This window comes from Planktothrix pseudagardhii (genome assembly GCF_904830925.1).
Lineage (GTDB): Bacteria > Cyanobacteriota > Cyanobacteriia > Cyanobacteriales > Microcoleaceae > Planktothrix > Planktothrix tepida.
In genome coordinates this window covers 1785183-1808002 of the sequence record NZ_LR882967.1, presented here as the reverse complement: position 1 = coordinate 1808002, position 22820 = coordinate 1785183, and the positions used below count along the sequence as shown (strand labels likewise).

20 protein-coding genes are annotated in these 22820 nt (G+C 39.5%); 14 read left to right on the top strand and 6 right to left on the bottom strand.

What is annotated here, in order from left to right; genetic code table 11:
• Positions 1-158 precede the first annotated feature (158 nt).
• Positions 159-821 carry a phosphoribosylglycinamide formyltransferase gene (gene purN / locus NMK36_RS07685; protein WP_072720760.1) on the top strand — a complete coding sequence of 221 codons (663 nt, stop codon included), beginning with the start codon at positions 159-161 and terminating at the stop codon, positions 819-821.
• 175 nt (positions 822-996) lie between these two features.
• Positions 997-1350, top strand: coding sequence for a DUF6464 family protein (locus NMK36_RS07680; protein ID WP_072720759.1), 354 nt, complete (start codon positions 997-999; stop codon positions 1348-1350).
• 39 nt (positions 1351-1389) lie between these two features.
• On the opposite strand, the gene NMK36_RS07675 is transcribed toward NMK36_RS07680, so the two are convergent.
• A complete protein-coding gene (locus tag NMK36_RS07675) occupies positions 1390-3354 on the bottom strand; it encodes an ABC transporter ATP-binding protein/permease (protein WP_072721190.1) in 1965 nt (654 codons plus the stop codon).
• Between the two features lie 644 nt (positions 3355-3998).
• Here NMK36_RS07675 and NMK36_RS07670 point away from each other — a divergent pair.
• Positions 3999-4319, top strand: coding sequence for a 2Fe-2S iron-sulfur cluster-binding protein (locus NMK36_RS07670; protein WP_072720758.1), 321 nt, complete (start codon positions 3999-4001; stop codon positions 4317-4319).
• Positions 4320-4592: 273 nt separating this feature from the next.
• Positions 4593-4781 (top strand): hypothetical protein, encoded by a 189-nt coding sequence (locus NMK36_RS07665; RefSeq protein WP_072720757.1) that lies wholly within the window; start codon positions 4593-4595, stop codon positions 4779-4781.
• Positions 4782-4885: 104 nt separating this feature from the next.
• On the opposite strand, the gene NMK36_RS07660 is transcribed toward NMK36_RS07665, so the two are convergent.
• Both NMK36_RS07660 and aroF read right to left on the bottom strand, forming a co-directional pair.
• Positions 4886-5083, bottom strand: coding sequence for a heavy-metal-associated domain-containing protein (locus NMK36_RS07660; protein ID WP_254173455.1), 198 nt, complete (start codon positions 5081-5083; stop codon positions 4886-4888).
• An 80-nt stretch (positions 5084-5163) separates the two neighbouring features.
• Positions 5164-6018 carry a 3-deoxy-7-phosphoheptulonate synthase gene (gene aroF, locus NMK36_RS07655; protein WP_254173454.1) on the bottom strand — a complete coding sequence of 285 codons (855 nt, stop codon included), beginning with the start codon at positions 6016-6018 and terminating at the stop codon, positions 5164-5166.
• Positions 6019-6271: 253 nt separating this feature from the next.
• Here aroF and NMK36_RS07650 point away from each other — a divergent pair, with 253 nt between their 5' ends.
• From NMK36_RS07650 to NMK36_RS07640, 3 genes are all read left to right on the top strand, one after another.
• A complete protein-coding gene (locus NMK36_RS07650) occupies positions 6272-6415 on the top strand; it encodes a hypothetical protein (RefSeq protein ID WP_254173453.1) in 144 nt (47 codons plus the stop codon).
• 102 nt (positions 6416-6517) lie between these two features.
• Positions 6518-7081: a peptide deformylase gene (gene def, locus NMK36_RS07645; protein ID WP_254173452.1), complete on the top strand. Its 564-nt coding sequence runs from the start codon at positions 6518-6520 to the stop codon at positions 7079-7081.
• 16 nt (positions 7082-7097) lie between these two features.
• A complete protein-coding gene (locus NMK36_RS07640) occupies positions 7098-7301 on the top strand; it encodes a hypothetical protein (RefSeq protein ID WP_193867600.1) in 204 nt (67 codons plus the stop codon).
• 155 nt (positions 7302-7456) lie between these two features.
• On the opposite strand, the gene NMK36_RS07635 is transcribed toward NMK36_RS07640, so the two are convergent.
• Positions 7457-8332: an alpha/beta fold hydrolase gene (locus tag NMK36_RS07635; RefSeq protein ID WP_254173451.1), complete on the bottom strand. Its 876-nt coding sequence runs from the start codon at positions 8330-8332 to the stop codon at positions 7457-7459.
• A gap of 262 nt (positions 8333-8594) precedes the next feature.
• On the opposite strand from NMK36_RS07635, the gene speB reads away from it, so the two are divergent.
• From speB to NMK36_RS07600, 7 genes are all read left to right on the top strand, one after another.
• A complete protein-coding gene (gene speB / locus NMK36_RS07630) occupies positions 8595-9515 on the top strand; it encodes an agmatinase (protein WP_254173450.1) in 921 nt (306 codons plus the stop codon).
• A 181-nt stretch (positions 9516-9696) separates the two neighbouring features.
• On the top strand, positions 9697-10236 hold the full coding sequence (locus tag NMK36_RS07625) for a thioredoxin family protein (RefSeq protein WP_072720749.1): 540 nt from the start codon (positions 9697-9699) through the stop codon (positions 10234-10236).
• 208 nt (positions 10237-10444) lie between these two features.
• Positions 10445-11173: a UMP kinase gene (gene pyrH / locus NMK36_RS07620; protein WP_072720748.1), complete on the top strand. Its 729-nt coding sequence runs from the start codon at positions 10445-10447 to the stop codon at positions 11171-11173.
• On the top strand, positions 11160-11708 hold the full coding sequence (gene frr, locus NMK36_RS07615; protein WP_072720747.1) for a ribosome recycling factor: 549 nt from the start codon (positions 11160-11162) through the stop codon (positions 11706-11708). Before pyrH ends, frr begins: the two co-directional genes overlap by 14 nt.
• 101 nt (positions 11709-11809) lie before the next feature.
• Positions 11810-12898, top strand: coding sequence for a geranylgeranyl reductase family protein (locus tag NMK36_RS07610; RefSeq protein ID WP_072720746.1), 1089 nt, complete (start codon positions 11810-11812; stop codon positions 12896-12898).
• A gap of 356 nt (positions 12899-13254) precedes the next feature.
• Complete coding sequence (locus NMK36_RS07605) at positions 13255-16059, top strand: GAF domain-containing sensor histidine kinase (RefSeq protein ID WP_072720745.1); 2805 nt, start codon at positions 13255-13257, stop codon at positions 16057-16059.
• 204 nt (positions 16060-16263) lie between these two features.
• On the top strand, positions 16264-19275 hold the full coding sequence (locus NMK36_RS07600) for a GAF domain-containing protein (RefSeq protein WP_083580120.1): 3012 nt from the start codon (positions 16264-16266) through the stop codon (positions 19273-19275).
• A gap of 12 nt (positions 19276-19287) precedes the next feature.
• Here NMK36_RS07600 and NMK36_RS07595 read toward each other — a convergent pair whose 3' ends face one another.
• Together NMK36_RS07595 and NMK36_RS07590 are read right to left on the bottom strand one after the other, a co-directional pair.
• On the bottom strand, positions 19288-20859 hold the full coding sequence (locus tag NMK36_RS07595; protein WP_254173449.1) for a metallophosphoesterase family protein: 1572 nt from the start codon (positions 20857-20859) through the stop codon (positions 19288-19290).
• Positions 20860-20962: 103 nt separating this feature from the next.
• On the bottom strand, positions 20963-22759 hold the full coding sequence (locus tag NMK36_RS07590) for an N-acetylmuramoyl-L-alanine amidase (RefSeq protein WP_072720743.1): 1797 nt from the start codon (positions 22757-22759) through the stop codon (positions 20963-20965).
• Between the last annotated feature and the right edge of the window lie 61 nt (positions 22760-22820).

Genomic DNA, 22820 nt, shown 5'->3' with positions numbered 1-22820 from the left:
GAACAGGGAACAGGGAACAGGGGGAAAAAATTTTCACCATCCTTTGTTTCAATATCAGTCCATGTTCTAACTATGTTTCCATAACTGCTATATTTTACAAGAAGCTATTGAGCCTTTAAACTGTATTGAAGTTACTATATAAATGGGTGAAACTCTGAATGAATGCGACGCTAACGGGAATTGATTCAACCTCCTGTTTAATTTCTCCTCCTATTCCTTCTCCTTTATTTGTGGAAGGTAATCCTTTAAAAATTGGTGTTTTAGCCTCTGGAAGCGGAACCAACTTTGAGGCAATTGCTCAAGCTATTCAAGATCAACAACTCAATGCTCAAATTCAAGTTTTAATTTATAATAACCCCGATGCTAAAGTTATAGAACGGGCACAACGCTTTGGAGTCAAAACCATTCTTTTAAATCATCGTCACTATAAAAAACGGGAAGATTTAGATCGAGATATTGTTAAAACATTGAAAGAACATGATGTCGATTGGATTGTTTTTGCTGGATGGATGCGAATCGTAACTCAAGTTTTAGTCGATGCGTTCCCTCAAAAGATTATTAATTTACATCCCAGTTTATTGCCCAGTTTTCCCGGAATTCGAGGGGTAGAACAAGCCTTAGAAGCCCAAGTTAAAATTACAGGATGTAGCGTTCATTTAGTCGAATTAGAGGTCGATAGTGGCCCAATTTTAATGCAAGCGGCGGTTCCAATTTTACCCGATGATACCCCGGAAACCTTACACGCCCGAATTCAAGTTCAAGAGCATAAAATTTTGATTGGGGCTATTTCCCTAGTTACTCAGTGGCATAATCAAAAATAAGCTCAGGGATAAATTTCATTTCCGATTGGGGTACAACCTGGAATATCACACCTGGAAAACGGGTAACACCTTTTTTCTGTCTGTTCCCTGTTCCCTGTTCCCTGTTCCCTGTTCCCTGTTCCCTGTTCCCTTTTAAGCTACAATCTCACAACGTGTTGAATGAACTGAAACCATTATGGATCTAAATTCATTACCAACGGAGGTGATTTTGACCCATCCCCGTCAAACCCTGGGAAGTGTTTGTTTAGATTGGACACCACAACCCGGTCATTATCTCAACTGGAATGGGCAAACTTATACAGTTTTAGAGCGTCGCCATCGCTATCAACTCAAGTCCGGTCGCTACCGACTACATAAAATTTCCTTATATGTACAATCGGTAGAACGACCTGAAGATAAAACGTTAATTGATGGACATTGGGTGATTGGGGATGCCAGTTGTCAGTTTAACGCCCATTCAGAACTCATGCGTTGTGCGGTGAATCCCTCTGGCCCTTGTAATACCTGTCGGTTTTATGAACCTATTTAAAGCTATCCCCAAGCCTGTACCTGCCCCCTAAAAACCCTTTCATTGAGTCAATAAACTCATTTCAGCTTGATAATCCTTCGTTGAAACTAAGCGCCATTTTTGATCGCCCATGAGTTCTAAAACGTACTGATGGTAGCGTAATAAACTCATCCGATGCCCAACACTAATATAGGTTGTTTCGGTTTCATCCAATTTCTTGTAAAGGAGTTCTTCATTTTTTAAATCTAAGGCACTCGTCGCTTCATCTAAAATGGCGTAGCGAGGTTTACTGATTAATAATCGGGCAAAAGCTAACCGTTGTTGTTCCCCTAAAGACAGAATATTTGCCCAATCTAATTCAGCATCAAATCCATTGACTCGTTCTGGCAGATCTTCTAAATTGACTAATTTCAAGACTTGACGTAATTCGGTTTCATTGACTTCTCGATTAATATTGGGATAAAGTAATTGTTGCCGTAATGTTCCTAAAATCATATAGGGACGTTGGGGTAAAAATAACATCGACGATAATTCAGGACGAACTAATCGGCCTGTTCCTGATGTCCATAACCCAGCAATTGCCCGTAATAGAGAACTTTTTCCGACTCCACTTTGACCCATAATCACTAATCCTTCGCCCGAAGCGAGAGTCAGAGATAAGTCTTTAACTAATATTTTTTGATAATTAGGAGTATTCAGGGTAATGTGTTCTAAAGCCAGGGGAGAATCAATCGTTAAATCAATCTGTCTATCTCCTTGATGAACCGTTTTTGGATATTTTAAAAATTCAGAAAACGTTGCTAAACGATTAATTCCCGCCGCAAACGCACTCAGAATTTCAATCTCACTGACGACAATAGAAAAAGCACCTAGAACTTGAGCAAAAGCAAAATTAGCTTGAGTAATATCCCCGTATTTAATCGTTCCCGCGAAATAAATAGGAGCCAAAATTAACGACGGTAAAATAATGACTGCATATTCATAGCTCTTAGTAAAATAATTAACATTTCGTTGCCAACCCACTAATAAATTAAAGTTTTCAAAGGCTTTAAAAAACCGTTGTTTAACTTGGTTAAGTTCTTGGTCTTCCCCTTGATAAAAAGCAATAGATTCTGCATTATCGCGGACATGAACTAATCCATAACGAAAATCGGCTTCTCGTCTTAATTGATTAAAGTTTAGGGGAATTAAACGCCGTCCAATTACAACCGTAATTAAAGTCCCAATGAAAGCATAAATCAACAGAAAAACCGAAAGAGATTTGGAAATAGAAAAGAGAATTCCCGTAAAAGAAATCACATCAATAATTGAACCTAGGATAATCAGTAAAAATCTTAAACTGGTAATCGTAAAAGATTTAATATCTTCGGTTATCCGTTGATCCGGGTTATCAATCTTTCCGTCGGATTCGATTTGATAAAAGGCGCGTTGACTTAAATACCGATCTAAAAATTCATCCGTTAACCACTTTCGCCAATAGTTTCCTAAGCGATCGCGGGTATATCCATACAAGACAACGATGGGGGTTCCCACAACAAAAACACCCGCATAAACATAAAGAAATCGCCAAAATTCATCCTGACTTTTTTCAGCTAAAGCCGTTGTAAAAAAGTTACCCACATAGCTAATAATGACATTTAATCCACTCACAGATAGGGATAACAATAAGAGAACGCTTAAAAATGCCCAAGGTTGCCAACGAGTTTTTATTTGATTTCGATACAGGAAAAACGCCCCCATCGGAACTAAAAGCATTAAAAGGACAATAATAATAGAGGGAGAGTAAATAATACTAGCAACAGATTTATATAAACCGGGAGCAATACTATTAAAGAAATCAGGAAAAATATACTGACTTACAATCGAAACTCCACTCACTAAAACAAAAACAGCAGCAAACAAAAAGATTAATAATAAAAACAATAAACTCAAAAAAACTTTCCCACTTCCTGCTTCTAAAGGATAAAAGAAGGGTTGAGCAATCTTTAAAAATCGATGCCAAAGTAAAGGATCAAGTTGATTCATATTTTTCATTGTTTTGAACACAGACGTCCTATCCTATCAAAGTTCCGTATTCCCTGCTAGTTTCTACAAACTTAGCGTGTGAAATCGGCTAGATTTTTGATTAATTAGTTACAAAAATTGGCACAAGAGGGTGAGGCGATAAACCATCTTAACTCTAACATTTCCCCATAATCTATCCACATCCGATGATCAGAAAGGCTAAAATCACTACAAAATCCGCCAATAAGACTACAAAATACTCGATCAGGCAATTTACGAGACGCGCGGAAAATGAAGCAAATCCCCATAACTGTATTGTGAAAGTTGATCTCTAGTTATAGCAATAACACAAAGACCCTGTAGAATGCACTCTTTTGATCAAATTCGCTTTTTGCTCAAGGGTTCTCTTTTTACTCTTGATCGGAGTGAATTAACAATAGCACAATGCTTTCAACTCTTAGACACCCGATTAAAAAACTCAACTGTAAACTTGAATCTCCTCCAACTGCGTTCATCATTTTGCCAAATATTCATCTTAAGATAGATGACAAGAGTTTATGCAAACTGTCTCAGTAACTTGACGTAACCCTCAACTTTCAGGGAAGGTCATTACTGGAATCGGTGGCACTCAGCGATACAATGGTTCAGGGTTTAAAAAGAACACGATGTCTAAAACCTATACAGTTGAATTTCATTACCAAGGGAACGTCCAAACCGTCGAAGTTCCAGAGGATAAACAAATCCTCAAAGTCGCATTGGATGCCGGGATCACATTACCCAATTCTTGCAATGCAGGAGTTTGTACTACCTGTGCTGCCCAAATTATCGAAGGTGAAGTCGAGCAAAGTCAGGGTATGGGATTAAGTCCTGACCTACAAGCAGAAGGTTATGTCCTGCTTTGTATCGCCTATCCCCGTTCTAATCTAAAACTGGTTCCTGGAAAAGAAGAAGAAGTCTATGATCGCCAATTTGGTCAAGGTTCTTAATTAAAATGACGGTGGATGGTTAACTGTTGCTTGTTATATGAAATCCTCAAATTTATACTACAGATGATCCCTAAATTCCCTGTAGAGACGCGCCATGGCACGTCTCTACACGATACGGATGCGTAGCAAATATTTCAAGATTTCATATTAGCTGTAGCGAGGATATTGCGGTGTTCAGGTGTTGCTGTACCCGTTATCACTCATCAGTTGACCGTCTACTGCCTCTGATTTGTTGAGTTTTTGAAGAGACAATATTGAGGATTAAACAAAACCATGACAACTCATTTTATTACAGCTGAAATTGATTTACAGGAATCTCCAGTCGAGTTAAATCAAGCTATTGAAGCAGAATTACAAAAACGCGGTGAACCCATACGATGGGCAATTACCAGTATTGATTCTGAACAACAAAAAGCTAAAGTTGAAGCTGTTGTCACGGTTCAGAAAACAATTGACAGTTGACTATTAACGGTTGACTGATGACTGATGACTGTTAATTTTTCGTGGGTACTATCATAATCGCACCTGACCTTTACCCTCGCCCGTTTCCAGTCAACTGTCAACGGTTAAGACTCTACGGTATGACCAACGGATACGACCGCTTCTTTAACGGCGGTTTCCGAAGGTTTACCCTGAATATTCACCGTTTTCGTATCTAAATTAATCTGCACATCAGCCTCAGCATCCAAAGATTTAATGGCTTTGGTAATAGTATTGGCGCAGGCTTGACACACCATCGAAGGAACTTTGATTTCAACAGTCATAAGTTTTGGTATTGATTAACAATTCTGCTATTTATTATTACAGTAGAGACGTTCCCTGAAACGTCCCTACAATTGTAAAATTAAACCAATGCCAGTGCTGGAGATTGTACTTGAAGAATCTCTCGTCCAACAGCCACCGCAACAGGACGCAGATGATTAACCAACTCCGCCATATCTTCCAAAGATAACGCTTGTCTAGCATCAGAAACGGATTTTTCCGGTTCAGGATGACATTCAATAATCAGTCCATCCGCCCCACAAGCAATGGCGGCTTTTGCTAAAGGTTCAACTAATTCTCGTTTTCCAACCGCATGAGATGGATCAACAATAACAGGTAAATGGGTTAACTGTTTGAGCGCGACAACAGCCCCTAAATCTAACACATTGCGGGTGAAATTATCGAAACTGCGAATACCCCGTTCACATAAAATAACGTTAGGGTTGCCATGACTTAAAATATATTCAGCCGCCATTACAAATTCTTCTATTGTTGCTGCTAAACCCCGTTTTAATAAAATGGGTTTACCCGCTTTTCCTAACGCTTTTAATAATTCAAAATTCTGCATATTGCGACTACCAATTTGTAACATATCCGCATAAGTTACAACAGATTCAATTTGTTCAATAGACATTACCTCGGTCACAACAGGAATATGATGGCGTTGACTAATACCCTTTAAAATATGAAGTCCTTCCAAAGCGAGACCTTGGAAGGAGTAGGGAGAGGTTCTGGGTTTGAAGACTCCGCCTCGCAGCATTTGTACCGAAGTATGGGCGAGATGGCGGGCGACTTGTTCCATTTGTTCTAAACTTTCCACCGCACAGGGGCCACCAATGATTAATAAATCTTGACCCCCGACAGTTACGGTATCGGAAATATTAATAACGGTTTGATGTTCAGGATGGGTTTTAGAAACGAGTTTAGCATCTAACATGGGAATTCTCCTTTTGTGTTCATAGAAACGGTAAGCATTTAAAAAGCCCGAAACCTTTTTGAGGTTCCGGGCTTGGCGTTTGTGAAAACAGCAGCAAACTTTACCCAGAACCTATTCGGGGCCAAAAATAAAAGCCATAAAAGTAAGATTGGATAAAGTTTGTCATTGCTGTTTTGCTGTAAAGCCGAGAAGGTTGACCATTAAAAAACCGCAGCTTTTGTTCTGCGGTTCACTAGGGAGTTTCCATACACCAATGGATTCACTCTCTGTGAACCGTGCTACACCAAAAATAAAAGTAATAGCAATTCCGAATTGGCATGGGTGTTTTGATCAAACTTATATGTTCGTTTCTACGACCCTAGCACAGCGATCGCTCAATGTCAAGCTATCACTGTAGGGTGTGTAAGCGCAGCGCACGCACCAACCCTCTTTTAATTGTTAAAATCCATTAAGATAAAAGAAGAACAATATTGTTTCAGAAGTTAAGAGTAAGCCTTCCATGACATCACAAGTTTTAGTTGAAAAGAAAAAATTAGAAAAACCGCCCTTTGAAATCCATTATTTAGGCGATCGCGCCTTGAGAACGCCTGCAAAACGAGTGTCCCGCGTTGATGATGAGATTCGCAAACTCGTGCGGGAAATGTTACAAACCATGTACAGTGCGGATGGTATTGGTTTAGCCGCCCCTCAAGTCGCCGTTAATAAACAAGTGATTGTAATTGACTGCGAACCCGATAATGCTGCTAACCCGCCTTTAGTATTAATTAATCCCACGATTATTAAAAGTAGTGCTGAAATTTCACCTTTTCAAGAAGGATGTTTAAGTATTCCGGGGGTGTATATGGATGTGACTCGCCCGGAAGTGGTGGAAGTGTCCTTTAAAGATGAAAATGGCAGACCTCGAACCCTGCGGGCGACGGAATTATTATGTCGTGCTATTCAACATGAAATGGATCATTTGAATGGGGTTTTATTTGTTGATCGAGTTGAGAATCAATTGGCATTAAATGAAGAGTTAGCCAAACATAAATTCTCTCCCAAAGCTGTTAAACCCGTTAAATAATATAGGATAATTCGACATGGTTGGCACTCCAAAAAGCATGGTTTTGTTATTAGGGTCTTGTATCGCTGCGATCGCCGCAGTCGGTTCGGTTTTTGAACTTTCTTCGGGAGTTCCACAACTGGGAAGTTTAACCACCAGTATTATTTTAGCCTTGAGTATTCCGTTAGGTGTGTTTCTATTTTTTGCCGCCGTCAAAGATGCTCAAATGAATCAAGAATAAACCCCTCGTAGTAAGCCCTTCAGGGCTTAATCCCCTAAACCTAACACTAATAAATTTAATTTATTGTTATTGGTGTTAGGTTTTGCTACTAAGTCTAGGGAAGAAAGCCCTTCAGGGCTTACTACTTTTATATCCTATGAGAGCGATCGCTAATTTTAAGACAGCATCCAATCTAATAAAATAGGATTAACTAATTCGGGGGCTTCATCTTGGGGACAATGACCGACTCCTTCTAATCGAATAAACTGTTTAACTGTTGAATACTGTTTAAATTCTTCTCCCAATTCTATCGGTTCCCAAGGATCATCTGTTCCCCATAATATTATTGCTTTACAGGGTAATTCAGGTAATAAATCCTCCGGTAATGGCCCCTGAGAATAGCGAGTAAAGGCTGCAAAAACATCGACTGCGCCTTGATCTTGGGCAGGTTTTAATAACATTTCGACTAATTCATCCGTAACGGCTTCATCCCGTTGATAAGCTTGTAATAATACTTTTTTAACGGTTTGAGGCGTTGCTAATTGTTTAAAAAAGAATCGATTAAACCAGGAATATTTTAATAACTCTTGGGCGACACTCGCTCCATAATTGCGATACCAAGGAAGTTGTTCCCGTTTGCGTTCATGTAATAATCTTAAAGAACAGTTTAATAAAGCAACTTCTTGAACAATATTAGGGTGATCAATTGCAGCTTGCATCACCACAATACAACCAATAGAATTTCCCACTAAAAAAGCAGGTTCTTGAACAACTTCTCGACAAAAATCAGCGATTTGTTGTCCCCAAGTTTCAAAAGTATAACTGATTTCTTCCGTCGGTTTGGGTTTAGCTGACCCTCCAAAGCCAATTAAATCTAATGCAAAGACGCGACAATGTTTTGCTAAGTCAGGGATATTTTTTCGCCAATGTCCCCAAGATGCACCAAACCCATGCACTAGAATCACCGCAGGGCCATTATTACCCTCCCTCACATAACAAATGGGGAAGCCTTTCCAAATCCAAGTTTGCGAAACAGATGAAGCAATCAACATAACTCTTAAGGTAGAAGCAGTAAAAAGTAAATAGTCTGTAAAATTCTAGCCAAAACTCATGTATTCCGTAATTGCACGGTTAACGATCGTCCCCGTTTTGTGTCAAAATTAAGAGGTGTTAATCCCTTAGTGCAGCGTAGCAAAAATAATTGATTCCTGATCAGTTAATCGTTAAGAGTTCTCGATCAGGGATGACTGCTGATTGTAAAATCCTCTGCTTTCGTGCACTAGCCCACTGAAATTGCTTCGGACTAAATTGAAGATGAGATCAACTTTCCCTTCGACTGCTGTTGTAGACTTTCTAGGTTCTGAAATTGTCCCTGACTACGAAACGGCTAAAGTCGTAATTTTACCTATTCCCTATGAAGCCACAACCAGCTATCGCAAGGGATGTGAAAATGGCCCTGCTAGTTTATTAGAAGCTTCTCATCAATTAGAATGTTATGATGAAGAACTTGATCGAGAAGTCTGTTTTGATGCGGGAATTTTTACCCATACTCCGATTGCAGATACTCGCAATGGTAAGAGTGTTTCCGCCGAAGAAATGTTGAGTGTGACTCAACAAACTCTGAAGTCTTTAATTGAAGACCAAAAATTTGTGATTTCCATTGGTGGAGAACATAGTATTACCGCCGGGGTCGTACAGGGATATTGTCAAGGATATCAAGAACCGTTTACGGTGGTTCAAATTGATGCTCATGGCGATTTAAGACATGAATATGAAGACACAATTCATAGTCATGCTTGTGTGATGCGTCGCATTGTTAATATGGGATTACCCACTGTGCAAGTGGGAATTCGAGCCATTTGTCAAGAGGAAGCTGATTTAATTAAAGAGAAAAATTTAACGGTTTTTCGGGCTAGAGAAATGGCGTTTAATCTAGATTGGATTGAACAAGCGATCGCTAGTATTCCTACAGAAAAAGTGTTTTTAACCATTGATGTTGATGGGATTGATCCAAGTTTAATTCCTGGGGTAGGAACCCCGGAACCCGGTGGATTAAATTGGTATTCTACCCTCACATTTTTGAGGCGATTATTTGAGTCTAAAGATGTGATTGGCTGTGATGTTATGGAATTAGCTCCGGTGGTTGATTCCGTTGTTTCTGAATTTACCGTTGCTAAATTAACCTATAAATTAATCGGGTATCAAGCCCTATCAAAGGGATGGATTAAGCAATAACCAGGGACAAGGGAGGGATGGGATATTCCTTTTTCCTCCCAGTAAAAATCTAATCGACTCACATCCGATCAGGTTTAGAATAAGAAAGGGTGCAGCTAGATCATCGGTTAAACCTTTGAGCCAGAAAGATTACATCTACTCAATACAATTGCACTGTTTTAAGAAGGTGAGAAGACTAACTATGCAGGGTACTTTAATTCATAGCTACGCTCCAGATTTTGAATTACCAGGAGTTGATGATGAAGTGCATCATTTAGCTCGTTATTTAGAAGAATATCGAGCCGTTGTTGTTATATTTATGTGTAACCATTGCCCTTATGTTCGTTTTTATTTAAACCGTCTGAAACAGTTGCAACAAGAATATCAGGAACAAGGGGTAATTTTAGTGGGTATTAATGCGAATGATTCCAGTCAATATCCTGATGATAGTTTTGAAAATATGAAAATTTTTGCGGAAGAACAAAAGCTAAATTTTCCGTATATTCGAGATATCACTCAAGAGGTTGCTCACTGTTTTGGAGCCTCTCATACCCCAGAAATTTTTTTATTAGATCATCAAGGAATTATTCGCTATCGGGGATTAATTGATGATAATCCGACATCGGCTGAAGCCGTGACAACCCCTTATTTAAAAAATGCGATCGCCCAACTCCTGAATAACCAACCTATTACTCCAGAACATACAGATTCTATCGGATGTTCGATTAAGTGGAGACATTGAAGTTGTCGGCTGTGTAGAGACGTACCTGGACACGTCTTACTGGTTGTTGGCTGTTGAGTGTCAGCACTCCCAACAAGAGTTAACCTTCAACTTGAACTATAAATATCCTGATATGATAACGCCAATGTCTAGGCTAATAGTAACGATAAACCCACTTCGTTTACGAAAATTGGCGATGTTGATTACTACAGAGGCTATGGGAGTATAAATGGGAACAGCGTACAAACGCATTTTACTAAAATTAAGTGGCGAAGCCTTAATGGGAGATTTGGGCTATGGTATTGATCCAGCCGTCGTTCAAGACATTGCCCAAGAAGTCGCCGAAGTTGTCAATATGGGCGTACAAGTCGCCATTGTAGTCGGAGGCGGTAACATTTTTAGAGGGGTGAAAGCCGCCGCTGGGGGAATGGATCGCGCAACCGCCGATTATGTCGGGATGATTGCAACAGTAATGAATTCCATTACCTTGCAAGATGCTTTAGAACAAATTGGAGTTCCGACCCGGGTACAAACGGCGATCGCCATGCAGGAAATTGCAGAACCCTATATCAGACGCAAAGCCATACGCCACCTAGAACTCAATCGGGTGGTTATTTTTGGGGCGGGTTCAGGGAATCCTTTTTTCACAACGGATACAACCGCAGCATTACGAGCGGCGGAAATTGATGCCGAAGTGATTTTTAAAGCCACCAAGGTAGATGGTATTTATGATAGTGATCCCAAAAAGAACCCAGACGCAAAACGTTATCAAACCTTGACCTATGGCTACGTTCTCACCCATGATTTACGGGTAATGGACAGTACAGCCATTGCGCTGTGCAAAGAAAATAATATCCCTATTATTGTATTTGACCTGACTGTCCGGGGAAATATTAGCCGTGCGGTGAGTGGTGAACCTGTTGGAACCTTAGTAGGAGGTTTGTGTGAAGTTACCTGAAGTTGAAGATCACATGATCAAAGCGCTGGAAGCAACTCAGCGCTCCTTTAATACGATTCGGACTGGCCGAGCCAATACCAGTTTATTGGATCGAATTACAGTGGAATATTATGGCAGTCCCATGCCTTTAAAAGCCGTGGCAAATATTAGCACCCCCGATGCCACCACCATTGCGATTCAGCCTTTTGAACGCAATATGCTTAATATCGTTGAAAAAGCGATTTTAGTCTCTGATATTGGGTTAACACCCAATAACGATGGTTCTATTATTCGTCTGAATATCCCCTCCTTAACCACTGAACGACGGAAAGAATTAGTCAAACAAGTGGCTAAATTAGCTGAAGAAGGGAAAGTCGCGGTGAGAAATATTCGTCGGGATGCCATTGACTCTGTGCGGAAACAAGAAAAAAGTAGCGAACTCTCTAAAGACGAAGCGGCTGATTTACAAGATTCCGTCCAGAAACTCACAGACAAATACATTGCTAAAATCGACGAAGCCTTAGCAGCCAAAGAAAAGGACATCACGACTGTTTAATCGCCGTTGACAGTTGATAGTTGAGTGTTGACAGGTCTGACTTAACCGTTAACTGTCAACGTTCAACCGACAACATAATCCCTAAAATACCCATGACAACGATGTTTGACTGTATTATTGTTGGTGCTGGCCCAGCAGGGGGAGCAGCAGCCTATCATTTAGCAAAACGGGGACGTTCCGTGTTAATTTTGGAACGATCTGCCTTTCCTCGCTTAAAACCTTGTGGTGGGGGTGTTTCTCCCGCCATCGCCCAATGGTTTGATTTTGATTTTAGTCCGGCTATTTCCACAACCGTTGAGCGAATTCGCTATACCTGGCAATTAGATGATGCGGTGGAATCAGAAATTCCCACTCCGATGTGGATGGTGCGGCGAGACGTTTTCGATCAGTTTTTAGTGGATCAAGCTAAAGGTCAGGGGGCGCAACTACAGGATAATACGGAAGTCACAGGGATTCAATTTAAAAGCGATCATTGGCAAGTGAACACCGCCACTGAACCCTTAACGGCGCGATATTTAATTGGGGCTGATGGGGCGAAAGGTTCCATGGCAAAATGGTTAGGCTTGAAACAGTCTAAACTGCGTCAAAGCCAATTTATGGAAGTTTCAACGGATCAATCGTTGCTACCGAGTTTTGAGTTTGGCCTGGTGAAAAATGGCAGTATTTGGGGGTTCCCGAAAGCTGATGGTTATTCCCTAAGTATTGCCACCTTTATCGGGGGAGAACCTAAAGATCTCAGCAAGGACTTACTAAATTATTCAGCTAAAGCAGGTTTAGGGAATTCTACAATTTATCAGCATCCCCTGTGTCTCTGGGATGGAGATAAAACCCTTCATACCCAAAATGCCCTAATTGCAGGGGAAGCCGCCAGTTTAGTTGACCCATTATCGGCGGAGGGAATTCGTCCTTCTATTCTCAGTGGAGTTAAAGCCGCAGAAGCGATTGATCAAGCCTTAGGGGGTCTGGGTAATGCCTTAGAACGCTATACCCAAACGATGAAGGAAGAATGGGGTTCCGATATGGTTTGGGCTGGACGTTTAGCGGGTGCATTTTATCGGTTCCCAAAAGTAGCTTATAAAGCTGGGGTGAAAATGCCCGCCGCCACGAAAGTGATGAGTAAAATTTTCTGTGGTCAACTGCGGTATGGAGATATTGCTAATAAAGCCATTAAACAATTAATGCCATTCTAAAGCCATCAAAACAACTGCCAATTCCTGAGAAAACCGGGTTTCTGATCACCAGGAACCCGATTTTTATATCCAGCCGTATTGGTCAGTACGCCACGTTATAGTCCCTATTCATAATTCGTAATTCGTAATTCATAATTCCCTATTCCCTGTTTCCTAGCCAACAAAAAACCGTTGATTCGGTATAAAATAGAACTGTTTTCAAGGACGCATCATCCTACCCCAAGAAAGATAATTTGAGATCAAGGTTAGGGGAAAAATTTAAATAGTCTGTTTCGCTGTGAACACTCAAGATACTTGAGTGCTGTTTTTTTCATTATCTCAGTGAAGCTTAAAAAAGCTTGCTATAGGACAAGATTATGAATGGGCTGGAAAATACACAACAACTTCAATCTCAATTAGATCAACAGGTTTTACTGCATCGGATTACGAACCGGATTCGACAATCCCTAGACTTACCCGGTATTTTAACAGCCACCGTTGCCGAAATCCGTTCATTTCTAGGAACGGATCGGATTATGATTTATGAATTTAGTCCCGATGGCAGTGGGGAGGTGGTAGCAGAATCTCGGTTTGGAGATCGCCTCCCGTCCTTATTGGGATTACATTTTCCCGCCGATGATATTCCTGCTTATACTCGTGAAATGTATTGTTCCCTCCGTCAACGCACCATTGTGAATGTTGCAGGGGGAACTATTGGTATCAGTCACCATTTAGAAGAGACTGGAACCTCATCGGGGATTGATTATCGCACCCTTGATCCCTGTCATCAAGCTTATTTAACCGCTATGGGGGTAGAGGCTTCTCTGGTGGTTCCGATTTTACTCCATCCCCTCAATCCGGTTAGTTCTGAGAAACCTAAGCTTTGGGGATTATTAGTTTCCCATCACGCCGAACCTCAACCTATTTCTGAATCCGATATCCACCTTGTCCAATTATTAGTCGATCAACTGGCGATTGCTATTGCTCAGGCAAATTTACTCAGTGAGACGCAACAACAAGCCCAACAGGAAGCCACGATTAACACTGTTGTGTCTCTCCTCCATGAACGCCCCACCATTGAACTGTTAGCAGCCTTAGAAGCAACGGTGAAAGCGTTGCAAGGAGTGGGAGGACGGCTTTATATTCAACCCAATGCGCCCCATTCCCCGGAAGTCTTTACCTGGGGGAAACAGCCCCATCCTCCTGCTGGAATTCCTTCAGGGATTTTAGAAGAACATCCGTTGTGGCAACATTGGTTAATCAATGGTTATGGAGCCTCCTCTCAAGCTAACCCCACCCCGAATCCAGCCTTATCTCCTTGGGTAATTACGGATGTTTATAAAGAACCTCAATGGCGAGTCTTGCTCCGCAATTTTCAATCAACACCGATTCGAGGAATATTAGTTTTACCGATTCAATATCGTCAACAATTATTAGGGGTTTTGACAATTTTTCGGGACGAAATTGATACCGAAACCCTTTGGGCGGGAGAATTTGACCCTAGTGTCAAACAAATGATGCCTCGACAGTCCTTTGAAATTTGGCGAGAATCTAAACAAGGTCAAGCCCAACCTTGGACAGAAGCAGAATTAACCTTAGCCAAAGCATTAATTCATCAATTTGCAATGGCAATTCAACAATATCGATTATATCAAGAAGTTCAGTGTTTAAACCTGAATTTAGAGGAGCAAATTGATGAACGAACCAATCAACTTAAACGAGCTTTAGATTTTGCTAAAACTTTAGAACGAATTACGGATCAAATTCGTCGAACGTTAGATTTAAAAACTACATTGTCGTGTTTAGTCCGAGAAGTTAGAGCGTTATTAGATACGGATCGGGTCGTTATTTATCAGCTGATCAATCAACAAGCTGGAGAAGTCGTATTTGAAGATCGGCGAGACTCCATTCGTTCCATTGTCGGGATGCAAACACCGGAGGATTGTTTTCCTGAAGACATGGTGATGCTTTATCGACAAGGACGAATGAGAGCAATTTGTGATGTTTATAATGAAAATTTAGCACTGTGTCATCAGGAATTTTTAGAAAGTTTGGGGGTGCGGGCTAATTTAATTGTTCCCATTAACCAAGAATTGAAGATCTGGGGATTATTAATTGCCCATGAATGTACCCATCCTCGCAATTGGGAAACTGAGGAATTGGATATTTTAAAACAATTAGCGGATCAAGCTGCGATCGCCATTGCTCAAGCTGAATTGTATGAACAAAGTCGCAGAGCCGCCCAAAATGAACAAGCTAAAGCTGAACAACTGACTCATACCCTCAATGAACTCCAAAAAACTCAAAGTCAACTAATTCAAACGGAAAAAATGCTCAGTTTGGGGCGATTAGTTGCGGGGATGGCTCATGAAATCAATAATCCAATTAATTTTATCTTTGGTAATTTGCTATATGCCAGTGAATATACCCAGAATTTATTAAATCTAATTCAACTTTATCAACGCTATTATCCCTATCCGACCTCAGAAATTGTTAACTATATTAGTACCATCGAGTTAGATTTTATTGCTAAAGATCTGCCTAAAATTTTGGAATCTATGCAAAGTGGAGCCGACCGCATTCGTCAATTAGTGTTATCCCTTCGCAATTTTGCCCGACTCGATCAAGCGGATTTAAAATTTGTTGATCTCCATGAAGGAATTGAAAGTACATTATTGCTGTTACAACATCGTCTCAACATTAATTCCGACGCTCCCGAAATTCAAGTTAAGCGACACTATGGCAACCTTCCTCCGGTGGAATGTTATGCCAGTCTCTTAAATCAAGTGTTTATGAATATTCTCAGTAATGCCATTGATGCGTTAGCATTTAAAACACAAGGATCGAATCAGACTTTTTCCACCTCTGAACAGACACAACCCTGCTTAGAGATTCGTACCGCTTTGAGGGATGAAATTACAGCTTTACCGAAAATTGTGATCTCGATCATTGACAATGGTACAGGGATTCCTAACGCATTACTTCCCCATATCTTTGATCCGTTTTTTACCACAAAACCTGTGGGCCAAGGAACAGGGTTAGGATTATCAATTAGTTATCAAATTATTGTTGAAAAACATAAAGGATCGCTAAAATGTCTTTCTCACTGGGGGCTGGGAACCGAATTTAAAATTGAAATTCCCTTGCGGCAATCTCTTTCGGATGTTACCCTCAATTCCTAAATTACCCAATTGAGATCCGCTAGGATAAGCATTTTTTAACTCATATACGGAGGTCAAATCAATGATTTAAAACTAAATTTTTGTATTAGAAAAGCAGGGATCAACTTTCTTGAATATCATCAATGTGATCCCATCTCAGGTTGGTTAAATTTCGGAGAACTTCAATTTTTTAGGATAACTTAACATCATTTTAGGCGCGAGTGTATGATCGTAAATCAGCATCAATGGGAGCAGTTACGAGAATGCTGTCGAAATGACGTTGCATTTGCTCAATTACAGGAAATTTTAAATCTGAAACTGTTACCGTCTGAACTAGAAATAGCGGGTTTGACGGGTTGGGTAGACTTAGAAGATCTTGCCAATAACAGTGAAGATATTTTTATTGAATATGATCTGAATTTACGTTATGTTCAGATTAATCTAGCGGGAGCGATCGCGTTAGGGATTCATCCATCTGACATTGTAGGAAAAAGAAATCAAGACTTTTTTAATCAGCAAGCCAGAGAACTTGATCAATCTGTACAGTATGTCTTAAAAACGGGTGAAAACTTACGGGTGAATCACGAAATTTCTTTACCCACGGGCGGGAAAGTTTATAATAGTTTATATACCCCGATTAAAGATCCCGATGGAACAGTGACAGGTGTGATTGGAGTGTGTCGAGATATTAGCCATTTACGGCAACTTCAAGAACTATCAAATCCTCCCTTAATTCAAGCCCAATTAAAATATCAACGCTATCAATCTTTATCCACAATCATTGAACGCATTAATCAATGCCTGGAATTAGAAACCCTTTTACAAACTGCTACCCGCGAACTTCAAAACGATCTGAATGTAGATCGGGTTGCCATTCTACAATGGTATCCCCAAGCAGAAGAAATTAAAGGGAAATATATTGCAGAAACCGTTTTAACTGCGTTTCCATCTTTGTTGAATTTTGAGATTACCACTGAGGAATTATTAGGGTTTAATCTTAACCATCCATCGCAGCAAGCGATTATCATTCCAGATATTTATTATGGAGGATTTAATCAATTACTGTTACAATGGAGTATTGATTACCAAATCAGAGCCAACTTAGGGGTTCCTTTATATACAACCCAACAGTTGTGGGGATTTTTATGGGTGCAAGATTGCCACCAACGCCGAGATTGGCAACCTAATGAAATTGAATTTATCCAAGAAATTGCTAAACATTTAGAAACCGCGATTCAGCAACGAGAATTATGGCAAGCAACCTCTCGACAATTAGACCAACGAAAAACCTTAACACGGGTGATTTCTCGAATTCGGAACACGTTAAATTTAGATCAGATTTTTCAAGCCACAGTCACAGAAGTTCGACAACTTTTAAATGCAGATCGGGTTGGTATTTTCTATTTTAACCCTAATTCAGGATATGGAGAAGGGGAATTTATCTCAGAAGCGGTGGTAGCTGAATTTGATTCAGCTTTAGAGAAAAAAGTCAATGATCATTGTTTTTCTGAACGATTTTATCATCTGTATCAGCAAGGAAAAATCAACGCCATTTCTGATATTAATCAAGCCAATTTACAAGACTGCCATTTTCAGATTTTGGCAGAATTTAAAATTCGAGCTAATTTAGTCGTTCCTCTATTAAAAGCTGAAAAATTATGGGGTTTACTCTGCATCCATCAGTGTAACAGCCCTCGCCATTGGCAATCAGAAGAAATAGAATTTGTGAGTCAAATTGCTCAAAATTTAGAAGTTGCTTTACAACAAATTGATTATATTGAACAAGTTCAAGAACAAGCTAAAAAACTGGTGCAGTTAACGGAACGAGAAAAAGCAGCAGAACAGCAAAAATTATTATATCAAGTTGTTGAAAAAATTAGAAACTCCTTAGATATTGCCACTATTTTTAATACCACTGCTGCCGAAGTCCGAACCTTTTTAAATGTAGATCGAGTGGTGGTTTATCGGTTTAATTCCGATTGGTCAGGTTATTTTGTAGCAGAATCTGTGATTGAGGGATGGAATTCTTTATTTGATACCGTTCCCATGATTCAAGACACCTATTTACAAGAAACTTTAGGAGGACGTTATCGAGATAATAAAACCTATGCCGTTGATGATATTTACACCGCCGGACATCAAGAATGCCATGTGAGATTATTGGAACAATTACAGGCGAGATCCTATATTATTGTTCCGATTTTGCAAGGACAATTTCTCTGGGGTTTACTCGCTGTTTATCAAAATTCCTATCCCCGTCATTGGCAAGATGAAGAAATTAAATTATTAGCTCAAATTGGCACTCAATTTGGAATTGCTTTATTACAAGCTGAACTTTATGCTCAAACCCAAAAAAGAGCAGAAGAACTCGCGCAAGATTTACGACAAACCCAAACTCAATTAGTTCAAAGTGAAAAGATGTCAAGTTTGGGACAGTTAGTGGCTGGAGTTGCTCATGAAATTAATAACCCTGTTAACTTTATTTATGGAAACTTGAGTTATGTCACGGACTACACGAGAGATTTATTAGATTTAGTTCAATTATATCAAGAAAAATCCCTAAATGCTGAACCCGAAATAGAAGAAAAAATTGAGGAAATTGAATTTGATTTTATTCGGGAAGATTTACCGAAAATATTATCTTCAATGAAAGTTGGAGCCGACCGGATTCGTCAATTAGTATTATCCTTAAGAAACTTCTCCCGCTTAGATGAATCTGAGGTTAAACCCGTTGATATTCATGAAGGTATTGATAGCACCCTGTTAATTCTTCAACATCGCTTAAAATCCAAACCGGAGCGTCCTCCGATTGAAATTATTAAAAAATACGGGAAATTACCTAAAGTGGAATGCTATGCGGCTCAACTCAATCAAGTTTTTATGAATATTATTAGTAATGCCATTGATGAATTAGAATCACTGAGTAAGGAATGTTCAGAAACCCAATATTTAATGATCCAAATTCAAACTGAGTGGCTTTCGAGTACCAAAGAACATCCCCTAGAACGAGTCAGAATTGCGATTCAGGATAATGGTCATGGCATCCCTGAGCACATCAGAAAACATATTTTTGATCCGTTTTTTACAACCAAACCTGTGGGGAAAGGAACGGGTTTAGGATTATCCATTAGTTATCAAATTGTTGTGGAAAAACATAAAGGGATGATTGAATGTCAAGCCTTACCAGAACAAGGAACAGAATTTATCGTGGAGATTCCGGTTCATCAAGGGAGATAAAACGTTTCCCAGTTAAAGTATAAAAGCGTTCTGTTCTTGGGTCTTCCATCGACTTTTAAATCGTTCTGTAATTAAGGGTTTGACCCTAAATTTCGGTGATTTTCCCCCTAAAACATCAATGCGTAAACCCGAATAGGGGCGACGTTTTTCTCGACCCTGACCTGTACGACCTACAAATAATAACGATTCCGCAATTGAGCGCGATTTTACTCCGGTTTCGGTTTCAAAAAACTCCATTAGTTGATTCCCTTCGGGGCGTTGTCGGCGTAAACTATAGCCACTTCCGCCACAAATTAACCAATGAATATAGGAATCTGCAAAGCCTGTATTTGCTGTATATAAATGTTCTAAACAATGAGCATGACCATTCAAAACCAAATCTACAATCGGGCGATTTTCTGTAAGGTTGCCAATGGTATTAGACACTTCATTTAAAACATAACGCAAGTTATTTCGCACAGCAATAGTTTGAGCTTGATTCCATTTTGTGGCTTCTGTAACATAAGGAGGATGATGGAAATACAGCACTCGTCCTCGCACTTCTGAAGTATGCCAAGATTCAATTAAACGTTGTTTTAACCAGTTCAGTTGTTCAAAATCAATGGTAATATCTTGAGGAGCATTCAGTTGTTTCTGAATATCCATTTTTTGTTCTTCTAATTGTTCTATTTTTTCTAGGTAATCATGAACAGTTTCATCGCTTTTTCCCGGCTGACCCTGAAGGATATCTAATTCTTTCATTAATTGTTGCTTTTCCAGTTCAATTGTATTAGCTCGTTGCTGCAATTGTGATCGCAAATCTTCCCCCTGAAGCGTATTCGGTAAGGGTTCAGGAGCATTAAAGGTATTAGAATCTAAGGCAAAAAAATCAATTCCACCATAACGAAAGGTATAGTAACGATTAGGTAAACGAGTAAACAGTCCAGGTTGATAGCGCAGACATTGACCTGTATTGGTTTTAGCGGTATAATGTTGGTCTAAATGGTGTTGAAGTTGTAAAGGATTAATCGTTGCTAAATAATCTAAAAACGCTTGAGCATAAGCTTTTCCTTGAAACGAACCATGCCAACCAATATCAAAATCAAATTTAGAAAATAAAAGATGACGAGGTAACCAAATCAACTGAGCTAATAAACTATAAAACCAAGGTAAATCATAATAATCATGATTACCTAAAACGGGTAAAAAAGGCAAATTAAATACCATTTGATCATAAGGAATCTTTTGAGGAGTTTCCCCTCCAACTAAAAATTCTCGATAGGGATGAATAAAATTATCCGGGTAATATTCACTCGAACCGACTAAATAAACGACATCTCCCGTATGAATAATAAAACGGCAATTCTCCTGGTTTTCTAATAACAATTCTGCAACTTTTCGTTGAGGACTGGGATTCGGTTTATACCCTGTTCCACTATCTCCAATTACTAAAAAGGAAAATTCAGTATCCTGATTTTTTCCATCGTCAATGACTAAAGAGGTTTGATCAATACCTTGATTCATAATTAACGGATCTTGCCACCGAACCCGCTCTTTCATTTTATTTATTTTTGTGGCAATGGGGGGATCAAATATAAACTGCATATTACAAAAATTTTCCCATTTAATATCAGTTTTAAAATCTCAGGAGGTGCGTGCGCGATGCTTACGCACCCTACTTTATTGTAACACTTAAAACCTATCTTAATTATTGGGTTAATTTTACCCATTCTACTATCCCATCTGCTAAAGTTATAGCTAATTTTTGTTGTTCTTGAGGATTAACAATCCATTCAAATTCTTCTGGATTAATCATAAATCCTAATTCCAGTAAAACCGATGGCGCGACCGTGGGACGAGTTAAGGCTAAATTATTCCAAAATACCCCATAGGAAGGACGGTTTAACGTTTTCACTAAATAGTGATGTAAAAACACCGCTAAACTATGAGCTTGGGGGTTATACCAAAAGGTGCTCACTCCTTTTGTTTTAATGGCATCTCCATTATCGGGCAAAGCATTATAATGAATAGAAATTGATAAATCGGGTTCTTGTTTATTGATCATTTTTACTCGGTCTTGGGGATACAAATCCTCATCCCCTTGGCGGGTCATAAACACCGAAGCACCGCGTTTAATCAGTTCTGCTTCTAATAGTTTAGAAACCACTAAAGTAACATCTTTTTCAGGATAACCCGTTGGCCCTTTTGCCCCTAAATCATTTTGACTCCCATGACCTGGATCAATTAAAATATTTAACCCCGATAAAGGTAAATTTGATTGTAATTGCGGGGGATTTTTGAAAGATAAAACTAAGGTTGTACCATCATAACGCAATTTATAACCCCATTGTTGTTTTGTTTTAAAATGAAAGGTATATTGCACCGCATCTTGTGCTTTTTCTCCCAAAGGAGATAACACAGGTTGCCAATCCATACGGGAAATTAAAGCATTATCATTAAAACGAATTGTATCCGTTTGAGCCGTTGTATTATAGAGGGTTAAAGTAAAACTTTGATCTTCTTGTTTAACCGTTATTGGAACAGGTGTTTGGAGGGGAAATGACACTTCTAACCAGTCTCCAACTTGGCGAGAACTTGCACTTCTAATTAGAGAATTTGGTGGTATTGGTTCGGTGGTAATTCGGGTTTCATTCGCTTTAATCCACCCCCCATAATCAAGCCGTAAAAACTCCCCTTGTCGTCCTATAATTCGAGCACGAGTTCCTTTAGGCAAGGGGGTTAAACGAGAATTATCGGTACTAGGCCCGGTGCGTGCAGTTCCTTCCTCCGCAATCACTTCAGCAATTTCAAATTGAGTGGGAGAAAGAATAGAAATTTGCCCGGTTGCATTTTGAGTAAGGGTCTGATTATTCAGGGTTAATTGATACTCAGGTTTGCCTAAATCTAATATTTTTTTATCTGCTGAAAAGCTTAAATTGTTTGCAATGACACCACAGCCTTGATATTTTACAGTATTGGCTTTGATAGGTTGATTCTGTCCGGTTAAAACGGCTTTGTTATCGGGTAATTCTAAGCTTTGAGATTGTGAGGATAACGGAATTGTTTGTCCCGCTAATTTAACAGAAACCGTTGCCTTTTGCGGAGCGATCGCACTAAAACAAACAAGCTCCCCTGGAAGTATAGCGATATTCTCAGAGGGAGTCAATGAATCCTTTAAAAAGCTTACTGTTTCTAAGGGAGTAGCTTCCGTTGAAATTCGAGTAATATTGAGTTTGATTTTTTGATTTTTATAGCGTAGAATGAAGGTGTTTTCCCCAAGCTGCAATCGAACAGTGGGTGCAAAGTGACCAGCAGGACTTCGGGGAATAACTTGACCATTAATTGACACTTCTCCTTCCTGTGCAGCCGTTCCAATTAAAAAAATACGGTCAGATGTTGTTTTGTGATCATCGGGTGGATAAGCAACATATAAAGGTTGTTCTGCCGATATTGAAGATGACAAAGCCAAACTGATCATGGCTGTTAATCCTAGAATCTGTTTCATGAGTGTTGTTTGAATTCGTTCTCAACTTATTTTATCCGTTTAGGGAGTATGATACTACCCT

Excerpts from the sequence above, each read along its gene's own strand:
- NMK36_RS07680 (WP_072720759.1), top strand. The coding sequence starts at position 997 with ATGGATCTAAATTCATTACCAACGGAGGTGATTTTGACCCATCCCCGT.
- NMK36_RS07600 (WP_083580120.1), top strand. The coding sequence starts at position 16,264 with ATGATCGTAAATCAGCATCAATGGGAGCAGTTACGAGAATGCTGTCGA.
- purN (WP_072720760.1), top strand. The coding sequence starts at position 159 with ATGAATGCGACGCTAACGGGAATTGATTCAACCTCCTGTTTAATTTCT.
- NMK36_RS07605 (WP_072720745.1), top strand. The coding sequence starts at position 13,255 with ATGAATGGGCTGGAAAATACACAACAACTTCAATCTCAATTAGATCAA.
- pyrH (WP_072720748.1), top strand. The coding sequence starts at position 10,445 with ATGGGAACAGCGTACAAACGCATTTTACTAAAATTAAGTGGCGAAGCC.
- NMK36_RS07665 (WP_072720757.1), top strand. The coding sequence starts at position 4,593 with ATGACAACTCATTTTATTACAGCTGAAATTGATTTACAGGAATCTCCA.
- NMK36_RS07660 (WP_254173455.1), bottom strand. The coding sequence starts at position 5,083 with ATGACTGTTGAAATCAAAGTTCCTTCGATGGTGTGTCAAGCCTGCGCC.
- speB (WP_254173450.1), top strand. The coding sequence starts at position 8,595 with ATGAGATCAACTTTCCCTTCGACTGCTGTTGTAGACTTTCTAGGTTCT.
- NMK36_RS07590 (WP_072720743.1), bottom strand. The coding sequence starts at position 22,759 with ATGAAACAGATTCTAGGATTAACAGCCATGATCAGTTTGGCTTTGTCA.
- NMK36_RS07595 (WP_254173449.1), bottom strand. The coding sequence starts at position 20,859 with ATGCAGTTTATATTTGATCCCCCCATTGCCACAAAAATAAATAAAATG.
- NMK36_RS07640 (WP_193867600.1), top strand. The coding sequence starts at position 7,098 with ATGGTTGGCACTCCAAAAAGCATGGTTTTGTTATTAGGGTCTTGTATC.
- def (WP_254173452.1), top strand. The coding sequence starts at position 6,518 with ATGACATCACAAGTTTTAGTTGAAAAGAAAAAATTAGAAAAACCGCCC.
- NMK36_RS07675 (WP_072721190.1), bottom strand. The coding sequence starts at position 3,354 with ATGAATCAACTTGATCCTTTACTTTGGCATCGATTTTTAAAGATTGCT.
- NMK36_RS07650 (WP_254173453.1), top strand. The coding sequence starts at position 6,272 with ATGGATTCACTCTCTGTGAACCGTGCTACACCAAAAATAAAAGTAATA.
- NMK36_RS07625 (WP_072720749.1), top strand. The coding sequence starts at position 9,697 with ATGCAGGGTACTTTAATTCATAGCTACGCTCCAGATTTTGAATTACCA.
- NMK36_RS07670 (WP_072720758.1), top strand. The coding sequence starts at position 3,999 with ATGTCTAAAACCTATACAGTTGAATTTCATTACCAAGGGAACGTCCAA.
- aroF (WP_254173454.1), bottom strand. The coding sequence starts at position 6,018 with ATGTTAGATGCTAAACTCGTTTCTAAAACCCATCCTGAACATCAAACC.
- NMK36_RS07635 (WP_254173451.1), bottom strand. The coding sequence starts at position 8,332 with ATGTTGATTGCTTCATCTGTTTCGCAAACTTGGATTTGGAAAGGCTTC.
- NMK36_RS07610 (WP_072720746.1), top strand. The coding sequence starts at position 11,810 with ATGTTTGACTGTATTATTGTTGGTGCTGGCCCAGCAGGGGGAGCAGCA.